Source organism: Streptomyces sp. NPDC005435 (genome assembly GCF_040703155.1).
GTDB lineage: Bacteria > Actinomycetota > Actinomycetes > Streptomycetales > Streptomycetaceae > Streptomyces.
The window spans coordinates 283,036-301,677 of sequence record NZ_JBEXEQ010000003.1; the positions used below are offsets into that span (position 1 = coordinate 283,036).

The window sequence follows — 18,642 nt, forward strand, 5'->3', positions numbered from 1 at the left end:
CCCGCCGTCCGGATGAACCGGGGATGGCACTGTGTGTCGTCCTGCTGGGGTACGGCCCGCCGGGGCCCGGAAGGCGGAACTGGGTGATGCTGCGGTACGAGCCCCCGCCGCTGCCGGGACATCCGACGTCAGGGCAGTGAATCGCGCCCCGGGTCCGGGCGGTGGCCCCTGGGTTCCGGCGGGCCGTGCTTCGACTCTGGCACTGGCACCGAGTGCCAACAAGCGTGGACCGATGCCAACTTCTGCGAATCTTCGTGCCGCCTTTTGCCAACTTTGCGAAGGGGCTGACGGCGCTTCGGTCCCGTACGCTGACCGAGTCCAGTCCCCGGTACGGAGGGAGCGGTCGGTGGGCAAGACGTACGCGGGGGCGCGGCTGCGGCGGCTGCGCGAGGAGCGCCGGATGAGCCAGGCCGAGCTGGCCCGGGTGCTGGGCATCTCGCCGAGCTACCTGAACCAGATGGAGCACGACTCCCGGCCGCTCACGGTCCCGGTCCTGCTGCGGCTGACCGAGACCTTCGGCGTCGACCCCGGCTTCTTCTCCGAGCGGGACGCGACCCGGCTGGTGGCCGACCTCCGTGAGGCGCTGGCCGGGGAGATCGCCGAGTCCCGTGTCTCCGCCGCCGACATCACGGACCTCGCCACCCGGCTGCCCGGCATCGCCCAGGTGCTGGTCGACCTCGGCCGTCGTCACCAGCGGCTCTCCGAGCGCCTGGCCGGAGCGGCGGACGGCCGGGGCGCCGACGGGACGACCGCGTCCTCACCCCACGAGGAGATCCGCGACTTCTTCTACCGCCGGCAGAACTACCTGCACGACACCGACCTCGCGGCCGAGCGCCTCGCCGAGGAGATCGGCATCCGGCCCGGCGAGGTGATCGGCGCCCTGACGACGAGACTCGCCGAGGTCCACGGCGTCCGCCTCGCGGCCGAGTCCGGTGCACGCCTCCACCGCTACGACGACAAGAGCGGCACCCTCCACCTGTCCTCCCGGCTGCGCCCCGGCCAGCGCGCCTTCCGCATGGCGACCCAACTGGCCCTGCTGGAACACGGCGACGACCTCGCCCTGCGGGCCGCCGAGGACTTCGAGCCCGGCACCCCCACGCACGCCCTGGCCCGCATCGGCATCGCCCACTACTTCGCCGCCGCGCTGATCCTCCCGTACACCGCCTTCCACGCCGCCGCCGAAGAGGCGCGCTACGACATCGAACGCCTCACCGACCACTACGGCGTCGGCTACGAGACCGTCTGCCACCGCCTCAGCACCCTCCAACGGCCCCGGCTGCGCGGGGTCCCCTTCTCCTTCGTCCGCGTGGACCGTGCGGGCAACATGTCCAAACGGCAGTCCGCCACCGGCTTCCACTTCTCCCGCGCCGGCGGCACCTGCCCGCTCTGGAACGTCTACGACGCGTTCGCCGCCCCCGGCCGCATCCACGTCCAGCTCGCCGAAATGCCCGACGGACAGCGGTACTTGTGGACGGCGCGGGCCATCACCCGGCACCGCGGCGGCTGGGGCGAACCCGGCAAGACCTTCGCCATCGGCCTCGGCTGCGAGATCCGCCACGCCCACCGCCTCGTCTACTCCGACGGCCTCGACCTCTCCCGCACCTCCGCGGCCACCCCGATCGGCATGGGCTGCCGCGTCTGTGAACGCCTCGACTGTTCCCAGCGGGCGGCGCCGCCCCTGGGGCGGCCCCTGCTCATCGACCCGCACAGCAGCACGTTCGTGCCGTATCCGGGTGAGGGCGGAGTGAGCGGCGGGTGACCGGCCGCCGGCCGCGATGCCGAGCATGTCTCTTCGGCTTCAGGTCGATCGTGCTAGGGCGTGTTTTGGAAGTCCCACCTCCTCGGCCTCCCCAACTGCAACTGGTAGCTGCCCACACCGTGGGATGGTCCCCTGGCAGCCGGCGCTTCCTCCCGAACTTGCTCTGGACCCGGTTTCGGCACCGCCGAAACCGATTGAGCGTGCGATCCCGACCGTGGTACCACTTCGTGATTCGTAAGATGATCACGAGACGTACAAGGGGTCGGTGAGCATGGCGCTTGGAGAACTGGTGAAACTGCGGGCGATGGGTCCCGCGGACGCCGACGCGCTGTGGCGCTGGAACCACGACCCTCAGGTCATGCGGTGGATGGACGACACGTATGCCCAGCCGGTGGAGCGCGTCCGCAAGTGGCTGGAGGAGCGCCCCCGCAACGCCTATGGCGACTTGCTCCTTGGCATTGAGGCGCTGGCCGACGGCCAGCTCATCGGCCTGATCATGCTGCACGACGCGGACCCGGAGAAGGGCATCGCGAAGCTCGATATCTACCTGGGCGAGAAGGCGTATTGGGGCCGGGGATACGCCACCGATGCGGTGCGGACGATCTGCCGCTACGGCTTTGAGGACATGCGCCTCCACAAGGTAACGCTGACTGTGGTCACCGAGAACCATGCCGCGCGCAGGGTCTACGAGAAGGTCGGCTTCGTTGAGGAGGGCCGTCTTCGTCAGGTCTTCCGCCGTGACGGCAAGTGGTACGACATGTTCACGATGGGGCTGCTGGCGGGCGAGCTCTGCTGAGCCCCGGTTTAGAAGTGGATCAAAACCTGCCATGATCCACTCGTGGGCCGCGGAGATTTGACGGACGAGCAGTGGGCCAGACTGGAGCCGTTATTGCCGGTGGGTAAGAAGCCGGGACGGCCGCCGGTTTGGTCCAAACGGCAGCTGATCAACGGCATACGGTGGCGGATCAGGACCGGCGCCCCCTGGCGCGATGTACCCGCCCGCTACGGCGAGTGGGAGACGGCCTACGGCCTGTTTCGGCGCTGGCAACGCAACGGAACTTGGAAGCGCATCCTCATCCAGCTTCAGACCAGGGCAGACGCGCAGGGCCTGATCACCTGGGACGTGAGCGTGGACTCCACAGTCGCCCGTGCCCACCAGCACGCAGCCGGGGCCCGCAAAAGGGGGACCTGCAGCGGGACAAACCCGGCGGCATCGACGACGAACCTGCCGACCACGGACTCGGACGCTCCCGTGGCGGCTTGACCACAAAGTTGCACCTCGCGGTCGAGCAGGGCCAGAAGCCGCTGGCGCTGATCGTCACCGCTGGCCAGCGCGGCGACTCGCCCCAGTTCCGGCCCGTGCTGGAGCGCATCCGAGTCCCGCGCATCGGCTCCGGGCGCCCCCGCACCAAGCCGAACAGGATCCGCGCTGACAGGGCGTACGGCTCCCGCGCCAACCGCGCCTACCTGCGCCGACGCGGGATCCACTGCACCATCCCGGAAAAGGTCGACCAGATCCGAACCCGCAAGAGACTCGGTCCTCACGGCGGGCGGCCGCCCAAACTCGACAAAACCGACTACCGCGAGCGCCACGCGGTGGAGTGCGGCGCCACCGCGCGGTGGCCACCAGGTACGACAAACTCGCCGTCCGCTACGAAGCCACAGTCACTATCGCCGTCATCAACGAGTGGCTGTGACCAGCATTTTCAAAACACGCCCTAGGTGCCAGGGTGGTGGTCATGCCGCAGCTTGGTCACCGCGTTCAGTCCCTCAGGCTCAGGTTCGGGCTTGTCTCGACGAGCTTCACGGCATGCCTGGAGACAGACGGCTCAGCTCTGGAACACGCCTTGGCCGACAAGGCGACGCTCTGCGGCATCTCTCTGCGCCGGGTGACGGTCTATCGGCACCTGTTCGTCGCGAGGAGGTCGGGGAGGTGTGCGGACTGCCGGGCGAGGGCGGTCGACGCATCGGCGGGGCTGCGGGATGGAGTGCGCCTTGAGGACGCGAACAGTTCTCCGGGCGTGTAGGGGGAGGGGGTTACGGTTTCCGTCTCTCGCGGTGGTGTGGCCGGGGGGCCGGGATCGGTCAACCGGCGGGGGTGGTGCTCAGGCGCTCGAAGTGCCCTGGTGGAAGTACAGCCGCCAGCCCGTCTCCGTCAGGCGCCACAAGGAGCTCCTCCATGCCCGACGGCCCTGGTTGTCGGCGAAGTAGGTGAGATGAACGACGCCCGGAGCAAGCACCACGCCGGACATCTCGCTGACCTCGACCGGAGACTCCGCAGACACCGACCCGCCACTCGTCACCGTCAGGATCGACTCCACATCCCACCGGCGCCCAGAAGCCCCGATCTCGATGAACTCCGGATCCAAAAGCTCCAGCACACGACCCGACGACGCCCGCACCTCCGGGTCGAGCAGCTCCATCTCCCCATCGACAGCCGCCCGCACGGCCCGTTCACTCTCATCCGTCATGCGGGCACCCTACGGACGCCACTTCCCAAGACACAGCGAATTGATCACGACGCGGCGATGACACGGCGACTCGCGAACATCCCTCGACGGAGTAATCACCAACTGCCCCCGGCACTCATGCACAAGTGCCGCCCCCAAACATGAACAAAGCCGCGCCGCAGCATCGGCTTCCCTGCCTACAGGGAGAACAGTGCTGCGCCGGAGCTGACGAGCACGCCCTTCGGAACAGCCCCGGGCCTGCGGGGAAAACACTTCCTGAGCTGGGCTTCAAGAAGGGCTTTGCTTTTTTTCCTGGCCCGTCATGCGGATCAGAGGGAGGCTGTCGAAGTCGATGGGGTGCGGCGGCGGGTGGGCGAGGACGGCTGCTCCGGCGCCGGCGGTTCGGTGACTGCTTTTCAGAGCTGGTCGTGGATGCCGGGGACTACTTCGCTGGTCCACCGGCTGAGGGCTCCGCGTAGGTGGTCGGGGACGGCGGTGGTGGCGATGACGAGCATAGTGGGCATCAGGGCGTACCGTCCGCGTAGTTGACCCCGGCGGGAAGTACGCCCTTGTGGGGATCCCAGGGGTGAGAAGGCGCTGGGCGTCGAGGACGGTGTAGAGGGCGTAGCTCTTCTCTGAAGCGGCGGCGTGCCTGTTGTTCGGGGTTGATGGACCCGCAGGTGCGGGGATATTCCGATGTGGTGCTCGGCGCCGGTATCCAGGTTCGCATCGAAACAGTTCGAGAGCATCAGGCCGAAGGTCAAGCGGTACAACGCCTCCGGCCAGGTCGTCTGTTACCCGCGCTTCCCGGAGTATCCGTGCGCTGAGCCCGGAGAGCTGGGAGGGAGCACGGTGTCGGCCCGCGCGGCCGGTGTCGTACGCCGCCCCGTCCGCCCCGCCCGCTTCGGCACGCCCCCTCACCCGAACGGCCGCCTCTGCCATACTGCGGATGTCCCGCCGACCGCACAGACCAGGGCCGGAATTGAATATGCGTCAACAGCCCGTCGCCCTCACCCAGGCCGTCGGCCCGGCGCGGCCGGCGCGGGGGAGTGAGCGTTCCGCGGCGCGTCGGGCCGAGCTCATCGCCATCGGGCGGAAGCTGTTCGCCGACCGGTCGTACGACGCGTTGTCCATGGACGACATCGCCCGGCAGGCGCATGTCGCCAAGGGGCTCATCTATTACTACTTCCGGTCCAAGCGCGGGTACTACCTCGCGATCATCCAGGACTCCGTCGCCGACCTGGTCACCTTCGCCGCGAGCGGGCTTCAGCTGCCCGCCGTGGACCGGCTGCACCGCACGCTCGACAGCTATCTGAGGTTCGCGGAGCACCACCAGGCGGCGTACCGCACCATCGTCAGCGGCGGCGTCGGTTTCGACGCCGAGGTGCACGCGATCCGGGACGGGGTGCGCGAGGCGATCGTCGACACCATCGCCGACGGGGCGTACGGCAGGACCGCCGTCGGACCGCTCGCCCGCAGCGGGCTGCTGTCGTGGGTGTGCAGTGTCGAGGGGGCCACCCTCGACTGGATCGACCGGCCCGCGCTCACCCGCGACACCCTGTGCGAGCTGCTCGTCAAGACACTCGGCGGCACCCTGCGCGCCATCGAGGAGCTGGACCCCTCCTGCCCGGCCCCACCCCCGGCCCGCCGGGAGGGCTGAGCCCGCCTCTGCGGCCCGGCCTCCCGGGCCCGGTCCCCGCCTCTGCGGCCCGGTTTCCGCGACCCGGGCCTCCGCGACCTCGCCTTCGCGCCCCGGCCTCCGCGACGCAGTTTCGGCGCCCCAGTTTCGGTGACCCCGCCTCCACGCCCTGCCTCCACGGCCCGATCTCCGTACCCCGGGCCTCCGCGCCCCGGCCTCTGCGGCCCGGTCTCGGCGGTCCCGCCTCCACGGCCTGGTCTCCATAACCCCGGCGCTGCAGCCCCGTCTTCATGACTCGGCTTCGGTCGGCCCGTCTCCATGATTCGGCTTCGCCAGCCCGGTCTTCGTGGCTCGGCCTCTGCGATCCGGCCTTTGTGACCCCGCCTCCACGCCCATTCTCCGCGACCCCGCCTTTGCTGCCCCGTCTCCGTGACTCGGCCTCGGCGGCCCGCCTGCGCGACCTCGCCTCTGCGGCCCGGTTTCCGTACCCCGGGCCTCCGCGCCCCGGCCTCCCCGCCCCCGCTTCTGTGGCCCAGTCTCGGCGGTCCTGCCTCCGCGCCCTGCCTCCACGGCCCGATCTCCGTACCCCGGGCCTCCGTGCCCCGGCCTCCGCGACCCAGTTTCGGCGCCCCCGCCTCCACGCTCCGACTCCACGGCCCGGAACCCATAACCCTGGCTCTGCGGTCCCGTCTTCATGACTCGGCTTCGGCCGGCCTGTCTCCATGCCCCGGTTCCACCAGCCCCGTCTTCGTGGCGCGGCCTCCGCGATCCGGCCTTTGCGACCCCGTCTCCACGCGCCCGCCCCCGTGCCCCGGACCTCCACGCCCCTCTCCGTCACGCCCCGCCTCCCCGTCACACCCCTCCCCGTCACGCCCCACCCCACCACCTCCACCTCACCCCACCCGCCCAAGATCCACAAGGCGCCCCGCGGGCTTTTCGGGTTTCCTGAAGTAAGCGCTCGTTAACTGGTGACGGGAGGTCTCGGATCGGGCATACTCACGGCACAGCCGCTGGTCAGCCGCCTCCGAGACCCGGAGCGGGCCGTCGGTGGAACGGAACGATCAGGCGGAGCCGCCCGACCCGAGGCGCACCTCCGCCGGTGTGCCCGACAGGGAGGAGACCGACGCCATGTCCGACCGCGACCCGCAGCCGGTGGAGCGTCAACTGCCCACGGAAGAGGCCCGCGATCTGCTCGCGCTCGTCCGTGAGATCGCCCAGCGCGAGATCGCGCCGAAGGCGGCCGAGGAGGAGGACGCCGCCCGCTTTCCGCGCGAGGTCTTCACCCTGCTCTCGGAGGCGGGCCTGCTGGGCCTGCCGTACGACTCCGAGTACGGCGGAGGAGACCAGCCGTACGAGGTCTACCTCCAGGTCCTGGAGGAGCTGGCCGCCGCCCGCCTCACCGTCGGCCTCGGCGTCAGTGTGCACACGCTCGCCTCGTACGCCCTGGCCACCCACGGCACCAAGCAGCAGCAGGTCGAGCACCTGCCCGCGATGCTCGGCGGCGGTCTGCTCGGCGCCTACTGCCTCTCCGAGCCCGCCTCGGGATCGGACGCGGCCTCACTGCGTACCCGGGCCGTCCGGGACGGCGACTCCTGGGTGCTCGGCGGCACCAAGGCGTGGATCACCCACGGCGGCATCGCGGACTTCTACACGGTCATGGCCCGCACCGGCGCGGACGGCCCGCGGGGCATCACCGCGTTCCTGGTCCCCGCCGACGCCGAGGGACTGAGCGCGGCCGTGCCCGAGAAGAAGATGGGCCTCAAAGGCAGCCCCACCGCCCAGGTTCACCTGGACGGCGTACGGGTTTCCGACGATCGGCGGATCGGCGAGGAGGGGCAGGGCTTCTCCATCGCCCTGTCGGCCCTGGACTCGGGCCGCCTCGGTATCGCCGCGTGCGCCATCGGCGTGGCCCAGGCCGCCCTGGACGCGGCGGTCGGCTACGCCACGGAGCGCAGGCAGTTCGGCCACCCCATCGCGGACTTCCAGGGCCTGCGCTTCATGATCGCCGACATGGCCACCCAGATCGAGGCCGGCCGCGCGCTCTACCTGGCCGCCGCCCGGCTGCGCGACGCGGGACTGCCGTTCGCCAAGCAGGCCGCCATGGCCAAGCTGCACTGCACCGACACGGCCATGCGGGTCACCACGGACGCCGTGCAGATCCTCGGCGGCTACGGCTACACCGCCGACTTCCCGGCCGAGCGCTACATGCGCGAGGCCAAGGTGCTCCAGATAGTCGAGGGCACCAACCAGATCCAGCGGATGGTCATCGCCCGTCATGTGGCGGGCCCTGAGGCTCGCTGAACTGCCCCCTGACCACCTGTGGGGCCGCCAGTTCGACCCACTCCGGGTCGTGGCGGCCCGGCAGCGTGCGGCCCCGGTCGGCCCAGGCCCGCAGCATCTCCAGGTAGATGGGCGGGTCCTGCGGCGGCCGGGGCGCGGCCGGTTCCGCGGGCCGTGGGACGAGGGGCCGGCGCTGACGCCCGGTGGCCGTGTGCATGGGGGTCATGCCAGGCCAACGCGGGGCCGCCCGCCGGGGTCACCCCCGCGCCAATTCGAGCGTCAGTTCACTCGCGTCGGCCGCCGCCGGCCGTCCTGATTCACCCGTACGGCACAGCACGTCATCCGCACGGGGTCACGCCTCACCCGGATGGCACAACACTCCGCTCGTACGGCGATGCCCCGCTCGTTACGGCACAACACCCCGCTCGTACGCCACAACGCCCCCCTACGGCACAACGCCCCACCCCTCGGCGCGGCGCGCGCACCGGGAGGCGGGGCGTTCGTCCGGAGAAGGGGCCTCAGGCGGCCCGGTCGCGCATCATCGGTACGCGCATCGGGCGCGAGCCCGGGCCGCCGACGTGCGAGAAGGGCTGGGTCCGCCAGTCCAGGCCCTGGGGGAGCGTCAGCAGCAGGGCGGTGTCCTGCTCCTGCGGCGCGACGGACGCGTCGGCCGGGCGGGCGTCCGCCGCCGCGCGGCCGGTGCCCGCGCAGGCCGTGAGGCCGAACGGGTTCCACGGCGAGGCGCACCGCGCGTGCTCCGGCAGGACCTCCTCGTCGGCGAGGAGCGCGATGGGCTGCGCGCAGTCCGGGCAGATCACCCGGTACATCTCGAACGTGTCGTAGGTGTCCTCGGCGTCCAGGCTCTCGGAGTCGTCGTCGAAGTCCGGTTCGACGTACTCCGGCACGGGCTCGACGACGCGCGGCTGCCGCCGGGCGGCGGGACGGACGGGGCGCTTGACACTCTGCATGGGATTCTCCCCCTAAGGCTGGGCCGTGAAGGCGCTGCGGCCTCGACCACAGCAAGCACTTCCCGTCCACTCTCGGCGGTAATCGTGAGAACATCACGCAGCGCGCACAAGTCATGTGGTGTTCGTCACATGCCGCTGTCAGCGTACCCCGCATGACCTGCGCAGCTCGGGTACCGGAAAGGATCGTGCGGCCTGTAGGTTCTTGCGACATGGAGGAGCTGGACCGTCAGATCGTGCAGCTGCTCGTCAAGGACGGGCGGATGAGCTACACAGACCTGGGCAAGGCCACGGGCCTGTCCACGTCGGCCGTGCACCAGCGGGTGCGCCGGCTCGAACAGCGGGGCGTGATCCGCGGTTACGCGGCGGTCGTCGACCCCGAGGCCGTCGGGCTGCCGCTCACCGCCTTCATCTCGGTCAAACCCTTCGACCCCAGCGCCCCGGACGACATCGCGGAGCGGCTCGCGGGCGTCCCCGAGATCGAGGCCTGTCACAGCGTCGCCGGGGACGAGAACTACATCCTCAAGGTCCGTGTGGCCACCCCGCACGAGCTGGAGGAGCTGCTCGCCCGGCTGCGCTCCCTGGCCGGGGTCTCCACCCGCACCACGGTCGTGCTCTCCACGCCGTACGAGGCGCGCCCACCGAGGGTCTGACCCCCGGCGGGCTCCGGCGGGCTCCGGCGGGCCCCGGTGGCCCCATAGGCCCCCTCGGTCCCGTCCGCCCCGGTTCCCGTCCTCCCGCGCGCACGCGAGAGACTGTGGGGCATGAGTGACCAGTGCGCCGACCCCACGAGCGAGCCCGAGACCGTCCTGCTGCGCCGGGGCGAGGTCCACAGCCCCGCCGACCCCTTCGCCACCGCCATGGTCGTGGAGCGCGGCCAGGTCGCCTGGGTCGGCTCCGAGGGGGCCGCCGACGCCTTCGCCGACGGCGTGGACCAGGTGATCGACCTCGACGGCGCCCTCGTCACCCCGGCGTTCACGGACGCCCACGTCCACACCACGGCCACCGGACTCGCCCTGACCGGCCTCGACCTGTCGGACGCGCCGTCCCTGGAGGCGGCCCTCGACCGGGTCCGCGCCTTCGCCGCCGCCCGCCCCGCCGACCGGGTGCTCCTCGGCCACGGCTGGGACGCCGCCCGCTGGCCCGGCGGCCGCCCACCGACGCGCGCCGAGCTGGACGCCGCGACCGGCGGCCGCCCCCTGTACCTCTCCCGCGCCGACGTCCACTCGGCCGTCGTCAGCACCGCCCTGCTCGACCTCGTACCCGCCGCCGTGAACCGCGCCGACGCGCCGCTGACCGCCGACGACCACCACGCCGTCCGCGAGGCCGCCTTCGCCGCGCTCACCCCCGCCCAGCGCGCCGAGGCCCAGCGTGCGGCGCTCGGCCGCGCCGCCTCGCTCGGCATCGGCTCCGTGCACGAGTGCGGCGGCCCCGCGATCTCCTCCGAGGACGACTTCACCGGCCTGCTGAAGCTCGCCGCCGAACGGCCCGGACCCCGCGTCATCGGCTACTGGGCCGAACAGGACGTCGACAAGGCCCGCGAACTCGGCGCCCTCGGCGCGGCGGGCGACCTCTTCGTGGACGGCGCCCTCGGCTCCCACACCGCCTGCCTGCACGAGCCGTACACCGACGACAACGGCCGCACCGGCACCGCCTACCTGGACGCCGACGCGGTCGCCGCCCATGTCGTCGCCTGCACCGAGGCGGGCCTCCAGGCGGGCTTCCACGCCATCGGGGACGCGGCCGTCACCGCCGTCGTCGACGGGATGCGCGCCGCCGCCGACAAGGTGGGCCTCGCCCGCGTCCGGGCCGCCCGGCACCGCGTCGAGCACGCCGAGATGCTCACCCCCGAGTCCGTCGCCGCCTTCGCGGAGCTGGGCCTGATCGCCTCCGTACAGCCCGCCTTCGACGCCGTCTGGGGCGGCGACGACGGCATGTACGCCCGGCGCCTCGGCGTCGAGCGGGCCCGCACGCTCAACCCCTTCGCCGCCCTGCTGCGCGCCGGGGTGCCGCTCGCCTTCGGCTCGGACAGCCCGGTCACCCCGCTCGACCCCTGGGGCACCGTCCGCGCCGCCGCCTTCCACCACACCCCCGCGCACCGCGTCTCGGTGCGCGCCGCCTTCACCGCGCACACGCGCGGCGGCTGGCGGGCCATCGGCCGCGACGACGCGGGCGTGCTGGTGCCCGGCGCCCCGGCCGACTACGCCGTCTGGCGCACCGGCGCACTGGTCGTCCAGGCCCCCGACGACCGGGTCGCCCGCTGGTCCACCGACCCGCGCTCCGGCACCCCCGGCCTGCCTGACCTGGGCCCCGACCGCGAACTGCCCGTCTGTCTGCGCACGGTGGTGGGCGGCCGGACGGTGTACGTACGGCCGGGCGAGTGATCTACGGCGGCGGTGCCGGCCGGAGTCCGCGCCGCCGCACCGCCGCCCGACCTGCGCATCCTTGCGACAAGCCCCGACCTCGCTGGTGTTTGCGCAGGCCACGGGGCTGTTGACAGTCGAAGGGCGGGGGCCGGTAGGTTCGGCCGCGTCCACCACCGGACGCCCGGCCGCCGAGTGTTCGCGTACTCGTCGCAGCGCCGCTGGGTCAGGGACGGTGTGCCGCACCGGGGCACCGTCACTGGGAGCCAGGCTCAGCGCCCGCGCCGACGGGGGAACGCTCCGCCGGCCGGCCAGGTGTGACCCGGGTGGGGCCCGGTCGCTCAGTAGACAACGGCTCTAGGTCGACCCGCAGCCGGCGGGTCCCAGGCCGGCCCGAAGGGCGCCGGGCCCCCATCCGCAGCGGACAGCGGTGACGAAAACCCCGTTCCTACCCAACTCTTGCGCTATCGACACCACCGTAGGAATGTGCTGTCACGTCATCGCAGGCCGTGACCACTATGGTGGACGCCTGCGTACGACACGAAGGGGCAGCAGTGAACGACGGCGAGACCCTCGCGGCCACGGCCCGGGGGAGGCAGTTCGGCCCGCTCGGCACGGTCCTGGTGATCATCCCGACCTACAACGAGGCGGAGAACATCAAGGCGATCGTGGGCCGGGTACGCGAGGCGGTCCCCGAAGCACACGTCCTCGTGGCGGACGACAACAGCCCCGACGGCACCGGCAAGCTCGCCGACGAGCTGGCGGCGGCGGACGACCACGTCAAGGTGCTGCACCGCAAGGGCAAGGAAGGCCTCGGCGCCGCCTACCTCGCGGGCTTCCGCTGGGGCCTGGAGAACGGCTACGGCGTCCTGGTCGAGATGGACGCCGACGGCTCCCACCAGCCCGAGGAGCTGCCCCGTCTGCTCACCGCGCTCAAGGGCGCCGACCTGGTGCTCGGCTCCCGCTGGGTGCCCGGCGGCCGGGTGGTCAACTGGCCCAAGTCCCGCGAGGCCATCTCGCGCGGCGGCAGCCTCTACTCCCGCCTCGCCCTCGACCTGCCGCTGCGCGACATCACCGGCGGCTACCGCGCCTTCCGCCGCGAGACCCTGGAGGGGCTCGGCCTGGGGGAGGTCGCCTCGCAGGGCTACTGCTTCCAGGTCGACCTGGCCCGGCGCTCGGTCAAGGCCGGCTACCACGTGGTCGAGGTGCCCATCACCTTCGTGGAGCGCGAGTTCGGCGACTCCAAGATGAGCAAGGACATCCTGGTCGAGGCGCTGTGGCGGGTCACCGCGTGGGGCGTCGGGGACCGGGTGAACAAGCTCAGGGCCAAGGGAGCCGTCAAGGGCCGGTAGCGCCGGCCGGGCCCGGTGGGCGGGGCGATCACCCCCTTACCCCGCGCTGAGCCGGGCCCAGGCACACTGGAAGCATGACGACTGGCGCACCCACCCCTCCGCAGACCGGGCGCCCCCGGCGTTCGGCCCTGCGCCGCTATCTGCCGCTGGGCATCGCCGCCTGGGCGGTGCTGGAGATCTGGCTTCTGATCGTGATCGCGGACGCGGCCGGCGGTCTGGCCGTGTTCCTGCTGCTGGTCGCGGGCTTCGTCGCGGGCGCCGTGGTCGTCAAGCGCGCGGGCCGCCGCGCCTTCCGCAACCTGGACGAGGCGCTGCGCCGCGGCACCACCCCCGCCGAAGGCGCCACCCCCGCGGAGGGCACCGCCTCCGGCGGCGGCAACGGCCTGCTGATGCTCGCCGGTCTGCTCCTGATGATCCCCGGCGTGCTCTCCGACGCGGCCGGACTGCTTCTGCTGCTGCCCCCGGTGCAGACCCTGGTACGCCGTCGCACCGGGCACCTGGTGAACCGCAAGCTGCGGGTGGCCGCCCCCGGTTCCCTCGGCGACGCCTTCCAGCAGGCCCGCATCCACCGCCCCGACGGCAAGGTGGTCCAGGGCGAGGTCGTCCGCGAACGCCGCGACGACGCCCCGGACGAGCCGCGCCCGCCCCTGAACCGCTGAGCGGGTCCGGACAGCACAGAGCCGCGGGCGCCGTACATCCTCACGATGTACGGCGCCCGCGGCTCTCTCGCGTGCTTGCCCCCGGAGGGGTTACGCGGACTTGCGGCTGTCGCGCGGGTGTACGGCGATGTTCATCGCCCCCGAGCGCAGAACCGCCAGGCGCTCCTCAAGGACCTCTTCGAGCTCCTCGCGGGTGCGCCGCTCCATCAGCATGTCCCAGTGGGTACGCGCGGGCTTGGCCTTCTTCTCCTCAGGGCCGTCGCCGTCGACCAGGAGTGCCTGGATCCCGCAGACCTTGCACTCCCACTCCGGCGGAATCTCCGCCTCGACCGAGAAGGGCATCTCGAAGCGATGCCCCTTCTCACATGCGTACTCCACGGCCTGGCGCGGGGCCAGGTCGATGCCGCGGTCCGTCTCGTAGCTGGTCACCACGAGGCGCGTACCGCGAAGAGCTCGCTCACTCATGAATCGTGCCTCCCGGGCTTTGTCGCCCACAGGACAGGTGTCGCTGTCGTCGTCATCCGGTCAACGTCCGGTCGGCGGTAAAGATTCCCGTTCAGGGTCATGCGTCGCCGTCGTAGCCGCCCCTTGTTCTACCCACAGGCGCCCGGTTTGTCACATCTGACAGCAGATGTCACCCAGCGTTTCGCTGGCTTTGACGCGCAGTAACGGTACGCCTGGCAGGCCAAACGCGTACACTACCGCCCTTTCGTGTGGAACGCTAAATCCTGTCCGGAACCGGATTCCCCGCCTCGTCGATCGCACGCCGCACCGGCACCCGCGCCAGCAGGACGAAGCCGACGACGAAGAAGGCCACCAGCGACACGATCGCCGAACGGTAGCTCCCGGTCAGCTGGTAGGTCAGCCCGAACAGCAGGGGGCCGAGCCAGCTCATACCCCGGTCGCTCAGTTCGTAAGCGGAGAAGTACTCGGCTTCCTTGCCGGGCGGGACCAGGTGCGAGAACAGCGAGCGGGAGAGGGCCTGGCTGCCGCCGAGCACCAGGCCGATCGCGCCGGCCAGCACGAAGAACCACACCGGCACCCCGGCGGGCAGGAAGTACCCGGCGCCCAGCGTCAGCGTCCACGCCACCAGCGAGCCCAGGACCGTGCGCTGCGCGCCGTAGTTCCGCGCGAGGCGCCCCATGGCCAGCGCGCCCGCGACCGCCAGCACCTGGACGAGGAGCACGGCGCCGATCAGCGTGGACTGGCCGAGGCGGAGCTCCTCCGAGCCGTAGACCGAGGCCTGGGTGATGACCGTCTGGATGCCGTCGTTGTAGACGAGGTAGGCCAGCAGGAAGGCCAGCGTGCGCGGATGGCGGCGCATGTCCCGTACGGTCGCCGCGAGCTGGCGCAGGCCCGTCGGCGCGGCGGCCGCCACGCGCGCGTGCCGGTCGCGCAGGGCGCGCAGCGGTACGAGCGTGAAGGCGCCCCACCACAGTCCGGCCGAGGCCAGACAGATCCGCACGGCCTCCGTCTGGGTCAGTCCGAAGGAGTCGTGCGCGGAGAAGAGCACCAGGTCGGCGACGAGGACCAGGGAGCCGGACGCGTAACCGAAGGCCCAGCCGCGCGAGGAGACCGCGTCGCGCTCGGCGGGCGCGGAGATCTGCGGCAGATAGGCGTTGTAGAGCATCATCCCGACCGACTGGGCCGCGTTGGCGACGATCAGGAGGAGTCCGCCGAGCAGATAGCGGTCGCCGTCCAGGAAGAACATGCCGGCCGTCGCGGCCGCCCCGGTGTACGCGGCGGCGGCCAGCAGCGGCTTCTTGCGGCCGGTGCGGTCGGCGGCGCTGCCCACCAGCGGCATGATCAGCACGGCCACGATCACCGACAGGGATACCGAGTACGCGAAGAACGACCCCGCGCGCACCGGGATGCCCAGCGGGTGCACATACCCCTCGGCGTCGGCCGCCTCGCGCGCCACCGCCGTGAGGTACGGGCCGAGGAACACGGTCAGGACGCTCGTCGAATAGACCGAGCACGCCCAGTCGTAGAAGTACCAGCCGCGCTGTTCGCGCCGCAGTCCGGCGGCCTCGTCGGCCACCTCCGCCCGCACGGTGTCGGTGCCCACCCCGCGCCCTCGCTTCCCCGCCGCAGTGCCGTGCGCGCGGCGGGCTGCGAGGACACTCCGGGTGGTTCAGACCCAGACGCCCCGGTCCTCCATGACCTCGCGCAACGTGTCGATGTGATCGGTCATGATGCCATCGACCCCGAGGTCCAGGAGCCGGTGCATCCGCGCGGATTCGTTGATCGTCCACACGTGCACCCGCACCCCGCGCGCGTGGGCGGCGCGTACGAACGCCGCGTCGACCACCGGGACGCCCGACTGGGCCTCCGGGACCTGCGCGGCCACCGCCGAGCCGCGCACCGGCACGGGCAGTCCCCAGGAGCGCAGCCGCAGCCCGAGCACCCCGCGCGTGCCGAACGAGGTCGCCAGGCGCGGCCCGGCCAGGCGCTGCGCCCGCACCACCCGCGCCTCGGAGAAGGAGCCCGCGCACACCCGGTCCCAGGCGTTCGTCCGTTCGACCAGCTCCAGGAACGGCAGCAGCGCCGACTCCGCCTTGAGGTCCACGTTCCAGCGGACCTCCGGGAACGTCTCAAGCAGCTCCTCGAACAGCGGCACCGGCTCCTTGCCCGCCACCCGCGCCTCGCTCACCGCCCGCCAGGGCAGGTCCGCGATCCGGCCCGTGCCGTCCGTCGTGCGGTCCAGGGTCGCGTCGTGGAAGGCGACGAGCCGGCCGTCCGCCGTGGTGTGCACGTCGGTCTCCATGTACCGGTAGCCCAGCTCGGCCGCGCGCCGGAACTGCGCGGCGGTGTTCTCCAGGCCCTCGGCCGCGCCGCCCCGGTGGGCGAAGGCGAGCGGGGCGGGATGGTCCAGGTAGGGGTGGCGTATCGGCGAGGTCACGGGCGCAGTATCGCGCGGGCGGGTGCCCCGGTGGCAACCATGGTGGCGGGGCCGCTCGACGGGAGGGCGAACACGCGCAGGAACAGCTGGGCGAGCGGGCCGATCGACAGCGCGTACAGGACCGTGCCGACGCCCACCGTGCCGCCGAGCGCGAAGCCCGTCGCGACCACGACGACCTCCACGCAGGTGCGCAGCAGCCGGATCGAGCGGCCGGTGCGCTGGTGCAGCCCGGTCATCAGGCCGTCGCGCGGGCCGGGTCCGAAGGCCGCCGCGATGTACAGCCCGGTCGCCGCGCCGTTGAGGACGATCCCCGCCACCAGCAGCAGGGCGCGGCCCACGAGGCCGTGCACGGCGGGCAGGACGGACAGGGTGGCGTCCAGGGCGAAGCCGATCACCAGGACGTTGGAGACCGTGCCGAGGCCGGGGCGCTGGCGCAGCGGGATCCAGAGCAGCAGCACGAGCGCGCCGACGAGCGTCATGACGACGCCGATGCTGAGCCCCGTGAGCCGGGACAGGCCCTGGTGCAGCACGTTCCACGGCTCCATGCCGAGGTCCGCGCGGACGAGGAGTGCCGAACTGGCGCCGTAGAGCGCGAGTCCGCCGTAGAGCTGGACCAGGCGTCGGCCGAGATGGCCCCGAGTGGACACGGGATACCCCCCTGGGGTGGAAGCAGTGGACTGATGCGTGTCACTCTGTGGCTCGGCAGGTACGGTCATCCATGGCCAATCCGGGGAAGGTGGACTGATCTTCATGGCGCAGTGGACTTCGGCGGTGGGCGCCGCGCAGCTGGCCCGGCTCCTCAACTCCCAGCAGAAGCGCCCCGCGGGCCCCGGCACCCGCCGACCGCCCGCCTACCGCGCCCTGGCCGACGGTGTACGGCTGCTCGTCCTGGAGGGCCGGGTGCCGGTCGCCGCGCGGCTGCCCGCCGAGCGCGAACTCGCCCTCGCCCTGTCCGTCAGCCGCACCACGGTCGCCGCCGCCTACGAGGCGCTGCGTGCCGAGGGCTTCCTGGAGTCCCGGCGCGGCGCGGGCAGCTGGACCGCCGTCCCCGCGGGCAACCCGCTGCCCGCGCGCGGCCTGGAACCCCTCCCGCCCGAGACGCTGGGCTCGGTGATCGACCTCGGCTGCGCGGCCCTGCCCGCCCCCGAGCCGTGGCTCACCCGCGCCGTCCAGGGCGCCCTGGAGGAGCTGCCGCCGTACGCGCACACCCATGGCGACTACCCGGCCGGACTCCCCGCCCTGCGCGAAATGATCGCCGAGCGCTACACCGCGCGCGGTATCCCCACCATGCCCGAGCAGATCATGGTGACCACCGGCGCGATGGGCGCCATGGACGCGATCTGTCATCTCTTCGCGGGCCGGGGCGAGCGCGTCGCCGTCGAGTCGCCCTCGTACGCCAACATCCTCCAGCTGATGCGCGAGGCGGGTGCCCGGCTCGTCCCCGTCGCCATGGCCGAGGGGCTCACCGGCTGGGACCTCGACCGCTGGCGCCAGGTGCTGCGCGAGGCCGCGCCCCGGCTCGCCTACGTGGTCGCCGACTTCCACAACCCGACCGGCGCGCTCGCGGACGAGGACCAGCGGCGGCGGCTGGTCGACGCGGCCCGCTCGGCGGGGACGGTCCTCGTCACGGACGAGACGATGAGCGAGCTGTGGTTCGACGAGGAGCTGGGCCGTGAAATGCCGCGTCCGGTCTGCGCGTTCGACCCGGCCGGCTCGACCGTCATCACCGTCGGCTCGGCCAGCAAGGCGTTCTGGGCCGGGATGCGCATCGGCTGGGTGCGTGCCGCCCCCGACGTCATCCGCAGCCTGGTCGCCGCCCGCGCCTACGCCGACCTCGGCACCCCGGTGCTCGAACAGCTCGCCGTGAACTGGCTGTTCAGCACCGGCGGCTGGGAGGAGGCGGTGGAGCTGCGCCGGGCACAGGCGCGGGAGAACCGCGACTGTCTGGTGGCGGCCGTCCGACGCGAGCTGCCGGACTGGGAGTTCGAGGTGCCCGACGGCGGACTGACCCTGTGGGTGCGTGCCGGTGGCCTGTCGGGCTCGCGGCTGGCCGAGGCGGGGGAGCGGGTCGGCGTCCGGGTGCCCTCCGGGCCGCGCTTCGGCGTGGACGGCGCCTTCGAGGGGTATGTGCGGCTGCCGTTCACCGTCGGGGGAGCGGTGGCGGACGAGGCGGCGGTGCGGCTCGCGGCCGCGGCGCGGCTGGTGGAGACCGGGGCGGCGGGCGGGGCGTCGGAGGGTCCGCGCACGTTCGTGGCGTAGGGGCGGCGTGGGAA

General features: G+C 72.2%; 16 protein-coding genes and 1 pseudogene. 10 read left to right on the forward strand and 7 right to left on the reverse strand.

Annotated elements, in window-relative coordinates:
- Positions 1–346 precede the first annotated feature (346 nt).
- The 3 genes and pseudogenes from AB0898_RS06185 (at position 347) to AB0898_RS06195 (ending at position 3,456) form a co-directional block, all read left to right on the forward strand.
- On the forward strand, positions 347–1,759 hold the full coding sequence (locus AB0898_RS06185; RefSeq protein WP_366801626.1) for a short-chain fatty acyl-CoA regulator family protein: 1,413 nt from the start codon (positions 347–349) through the stop codon (positions 1,757–1,759).
- A gap of 271 nt (positions 1,760–2,030) precedes the next feature.
- Complete coding sequence (locus AB0898_RS06190) at positions 2,031–2,555, forward strand: GNAT family protein (protein WP_366801681.1); 525 nt, start codon at positions 2,031–2,033, stop codon at positions 2,553–2,555.
- A gap of 42 nt (positions 2,556–2,597) precedes the next feature.
- Positions 2,598–3,456: pseudogene (locus AB0898_RS06195) on the forward strand (IS5 family transposase).
- Positions 3,457–3,864: 408 nt separating this feature from the next.
- Here AB0898_RS06195 and AB0898_RS06200 read toward each other — a convergent pair.
- Entirely contained in the window at positions 3,865–4,230 is a 366-nt protein-coding gene (locus tag AB0898_RS06200; protein ID WP_366801627.1) for a DUF4440 domain-containing protein, read from the reverse strand.
- A 395-nt stretch (positions 4,231–4,625) separates the two neighbouring features.
- Positions 4,626–4,733, reverse strand: coding sequence for a type I-E CRISPR-associated endoribonuclease Cas2 (locus tag AB0898_RS06205; RefSeq protein ID WP_366801628.1), 108 nt, complete (start codon positions 4,731–4,733; stop codon positions 4,626–4,628).
- 464 nt (positions 4,734–5,197) lie between these two features.
- Between AB0898_RS06205 and AB0898_RS06210 the strand changes: the two genes are divergently transcribed.
- Positions 5,198–5,869, forward strand: coding sequence for a TetR/AcrR family transcriptional regulator (locus AB0898_RS06210; protein ID WP_366801629.1), 672 nt, complete (start codon positions 5,198–5,200; stop codon positions 5,867–5,869).
- Between the two features lie 1,107 nt (positions 5,870–6,976).
- Complete coding sequence (locus AB0898_RS06215; RefSeq protein ID WP_366801682.1) at positions 6,977–8,149, forward strand: acyl-CoA dehydrogenase; 1,173 nt, start codon at positions 6,977–6,979, stop codon at positions 8,147–8,149.
- A gap of 497 nt (positions 8,150–8,646) precedes the next feature.
- Here the strand turns inward: AB0898_RS06215 and AB0898_RS06225 are convergent, their stop codons facing one another.
- Positions 8,647–9,096, reverse strand: coding sequence for a hypothetical protein (locus AB0898_RS06225; RefSeq protein ID WP_366801631.1), 450 nt, complete (start codon positions 9,094–9,096; stop codon positions 8,647–8,649).
- Between the two features lie 209 nt (positions 9,097–9,305).
- Here AB0898_RS06225 and AB0898_RS06230 point away from each other — a divergent pair, with 209 nt between their 5' ends.
- The 4 genes from AB0898_RS06230 to fxsA all read left to right on the forward strand — a co-directional run bounded on the left by AB0898_RS06230 (position 9,306) and on the right by fxsA (position 13,467).
- Positions 9,306–9,746, forward strand: coding sequence for an Lrp/AsnC family transcriptional regulator (locus tag AB0898_RS06230; protein WP_366801632.1), 441 nt, complete (start codon positions 9,306–9,308; stop codon positions 9,744–9,746).
- 111 nt (positions 9,747–9,857) lie between these two features.
- A complete protein-coding gene (locus AB0898_RS06235; RefSeq protein WP_366801633.1) occupies positions 9,858–11,477 on the forward strand; it encodes an amidohydrolase in 1,620 nt (539 codons plus the stop codon).
- 497 nt (positions 11,478–11,974) lie between these two features.
- Entirely contained in the window at positions 11,975–12,808 is an 834-nt protein-coding gene (locus tag AB0898_RS06240; RefSeq protein WP_407078292.1) for a polyprenol monophosphomannose synthase, read from the forward strand.
- 74 nt (positions 12,809–12,882) lie between these two features.
- On the forward strand, positions 12,883–13,467 hold the full coding sequence (gene fxsA, locus AB0898_RS06245) for an FxsA family membrane protein (protein WP_366801635.1): 585 nt from the start codon (positions 12,883–12,885) through the stop codon (positions 13,465–13,467).
- Between the two features lie 90 nt (positions 13,468–13,557).
- On the opposite strand, the gene AB0898_RS06250 is transcribed toward fxsA, so the two are convergent.
- The 4 genes from AB0898_RS06250 to AB0898_RS06265 all read right to left on the reverse strand — a co-directional run bounded on the left by AB0898_RS06250 (position 13,558) and on the right by AB0898_RS06265 (position 17,016).
- Positions 13,558–13,932, reverse strand: a complete 375-nt coding sequence (locus tag AB0898_RS06250; RefSeq protein ID WP_361116736.1) for an RNA polymerase-binding protein RbpA — start codon at positions 13,930–13,932, stop codon at positions 13,558–13,560.
- 256 nt (positions 13,933–14,188) lie between these two features.
- Positions 14,189–15,535 (reverse strand): MFS transporter, encoded by a 1,347-nt coding sequence (locus AB0898_RS06255; protein ID WP_366801636.1) that lies wholly within the window; start codon positions 15,533–15,535, stop codon positions 14,189–14,191.
- A gap of 66 nt (positions 15,536–15,601) precedes the next feature.
- Positions 15,602–16,369 carry a glycerophosphodiester phosphodiesterase gene (locus AB0898_RS06260; protein ID WP_366801637.1) on the reverse strand — a complete coding sequence of 256 codons (768 nt, stop codon included), beginning with the start codon at positions 16,367–16,369 and terminating at the stop codon, positions 15,602–15,604.
- Positions 16,366–17,016 carry a hypothetical protein gene (locus tag AB0898_RS06265; RefSeq protein WP_366801638.1) on the reverse strand — a complete coding sequence of 217 codons (651 nt, stop codon included), beginning with the start codon at positions 17,014–17,016 and terminating at the stop codon, positions 16,366–16,368. Before AB0898_RS06265 ends, AB0898_RS06260 begins: the two co-directional genes overlap by 4 nt.
- 103 nt (positions 17,017–17,119) lie before the next feature.
- Here AB0898_RS06265 and AB0898_RS06270 point away from each other — a divergent pair, with 103 nt between their 5' ends.
- Positions 17,120–18,628, forward strand: coding sequence for a PLP-dependent aminotransferase family protein (locus tag AB0898_RS06270; protein WP_366801639.1), 1,509 nt, complete (start codon positions 17,120–17,122; stop codon positions 18,626–18,628).
- Positions 18,629–18,642: the final 14 nt, after the last annotated feature.

What these genes read in the sequence shown, in the direction of transcription:
- AB0898_RS06230 (WP_366801632.1), top strand. Translation starts at nt 9,306, where the DNA reads ATGGAGGAGCTGGACCGTCAGATCGTGCAGCTGCTCGTCAAGGACGGG.
- AB0898_RS06215 (WP_366801682.1), top strand. Translation starts at nt 6,977, where the DNA reads ATGTCCGACCGCGACCCGCAGCCGGTGGAGCGTCAACTGCCCACGGAA.
- AB0898_RS06270 (WP_366801639.1), top strand. Translation starts at nt 17,120, where the DNA reads ATGGCGCAGTGGACTTCGGCGGTGGGCGCCGCGCAGCTGGCCCGGCTC.
- AB0898_RS06200 (WP_366801627.1), bottom strand. Translation starts at nt 4,230, where the DNA reads ATGACGGATGAGAGTGAACGGGCCGTGCGGGCGGCTGTCGATGGGGAG.
- fxsA (WP_366801635.1), top strand. Translation starts at nt 12,883, where the DNA reads ATGACGACTGGCGCACCCACCCCTCCGCAGACCGGGCGCCCCCGGCGT.
- AB0898_RS06250 (WP_361116736.1), bottom strand. Translation starts at nt 13,932, where the DNA reads ATGAGTGAGCGAGCTCTTCGCGGTACGCGCCTCGTGGTGACCAGCTAC.
- AB0898_RS06190 (WP_366801681.1), top strand. Translation starts at nt 2,031, where the DNA reads ATGGCGCTTGGAGAACTGGTGAAACTGCGGGCGATGGGTCCCGCGGAC.
- AB0898_RS06225 (WP_366801631.1), bottom strand. Translation starts at nt 9,096, where the DNA reads ATGCAGAGTGTCAAGCGCCCCGTCCGTCCCGCCGCCCGGCGGCAGCCG.
- AB0898_RS06240 (WP_407078292.1), top strand. Translation starts at nt 11,975, where the DNA reads ATGGTGGACGCCTGCGTACGACACGAAGGGGCAGCAGTGAACGACGGC.
- AB0898_RS06205 (WP_366801628.1), bottom strand. Translation starts at nt 4,733, where the DNA reads ATGCCCACTATGCTCGTCATCGCCACCACCGCCGTCCCCGACCACCTA.
- AB0898_RS06210 (WP_366801629.1), top strand. Translation starts at nt 5,198, where the DNA reads ATGCGTCAACAGCCCGTCGCCCTCACCCAGGCCGTCGGCCCGGCGCGG.
- AB0898_RS06235 (WP_366801633.1), top strand. Translation starts at nt 9,858, where the DNA reads ATGAGTGACCAGTGCGCCGACCCCACGAGCGAGCCCGAGACCGTCCTG.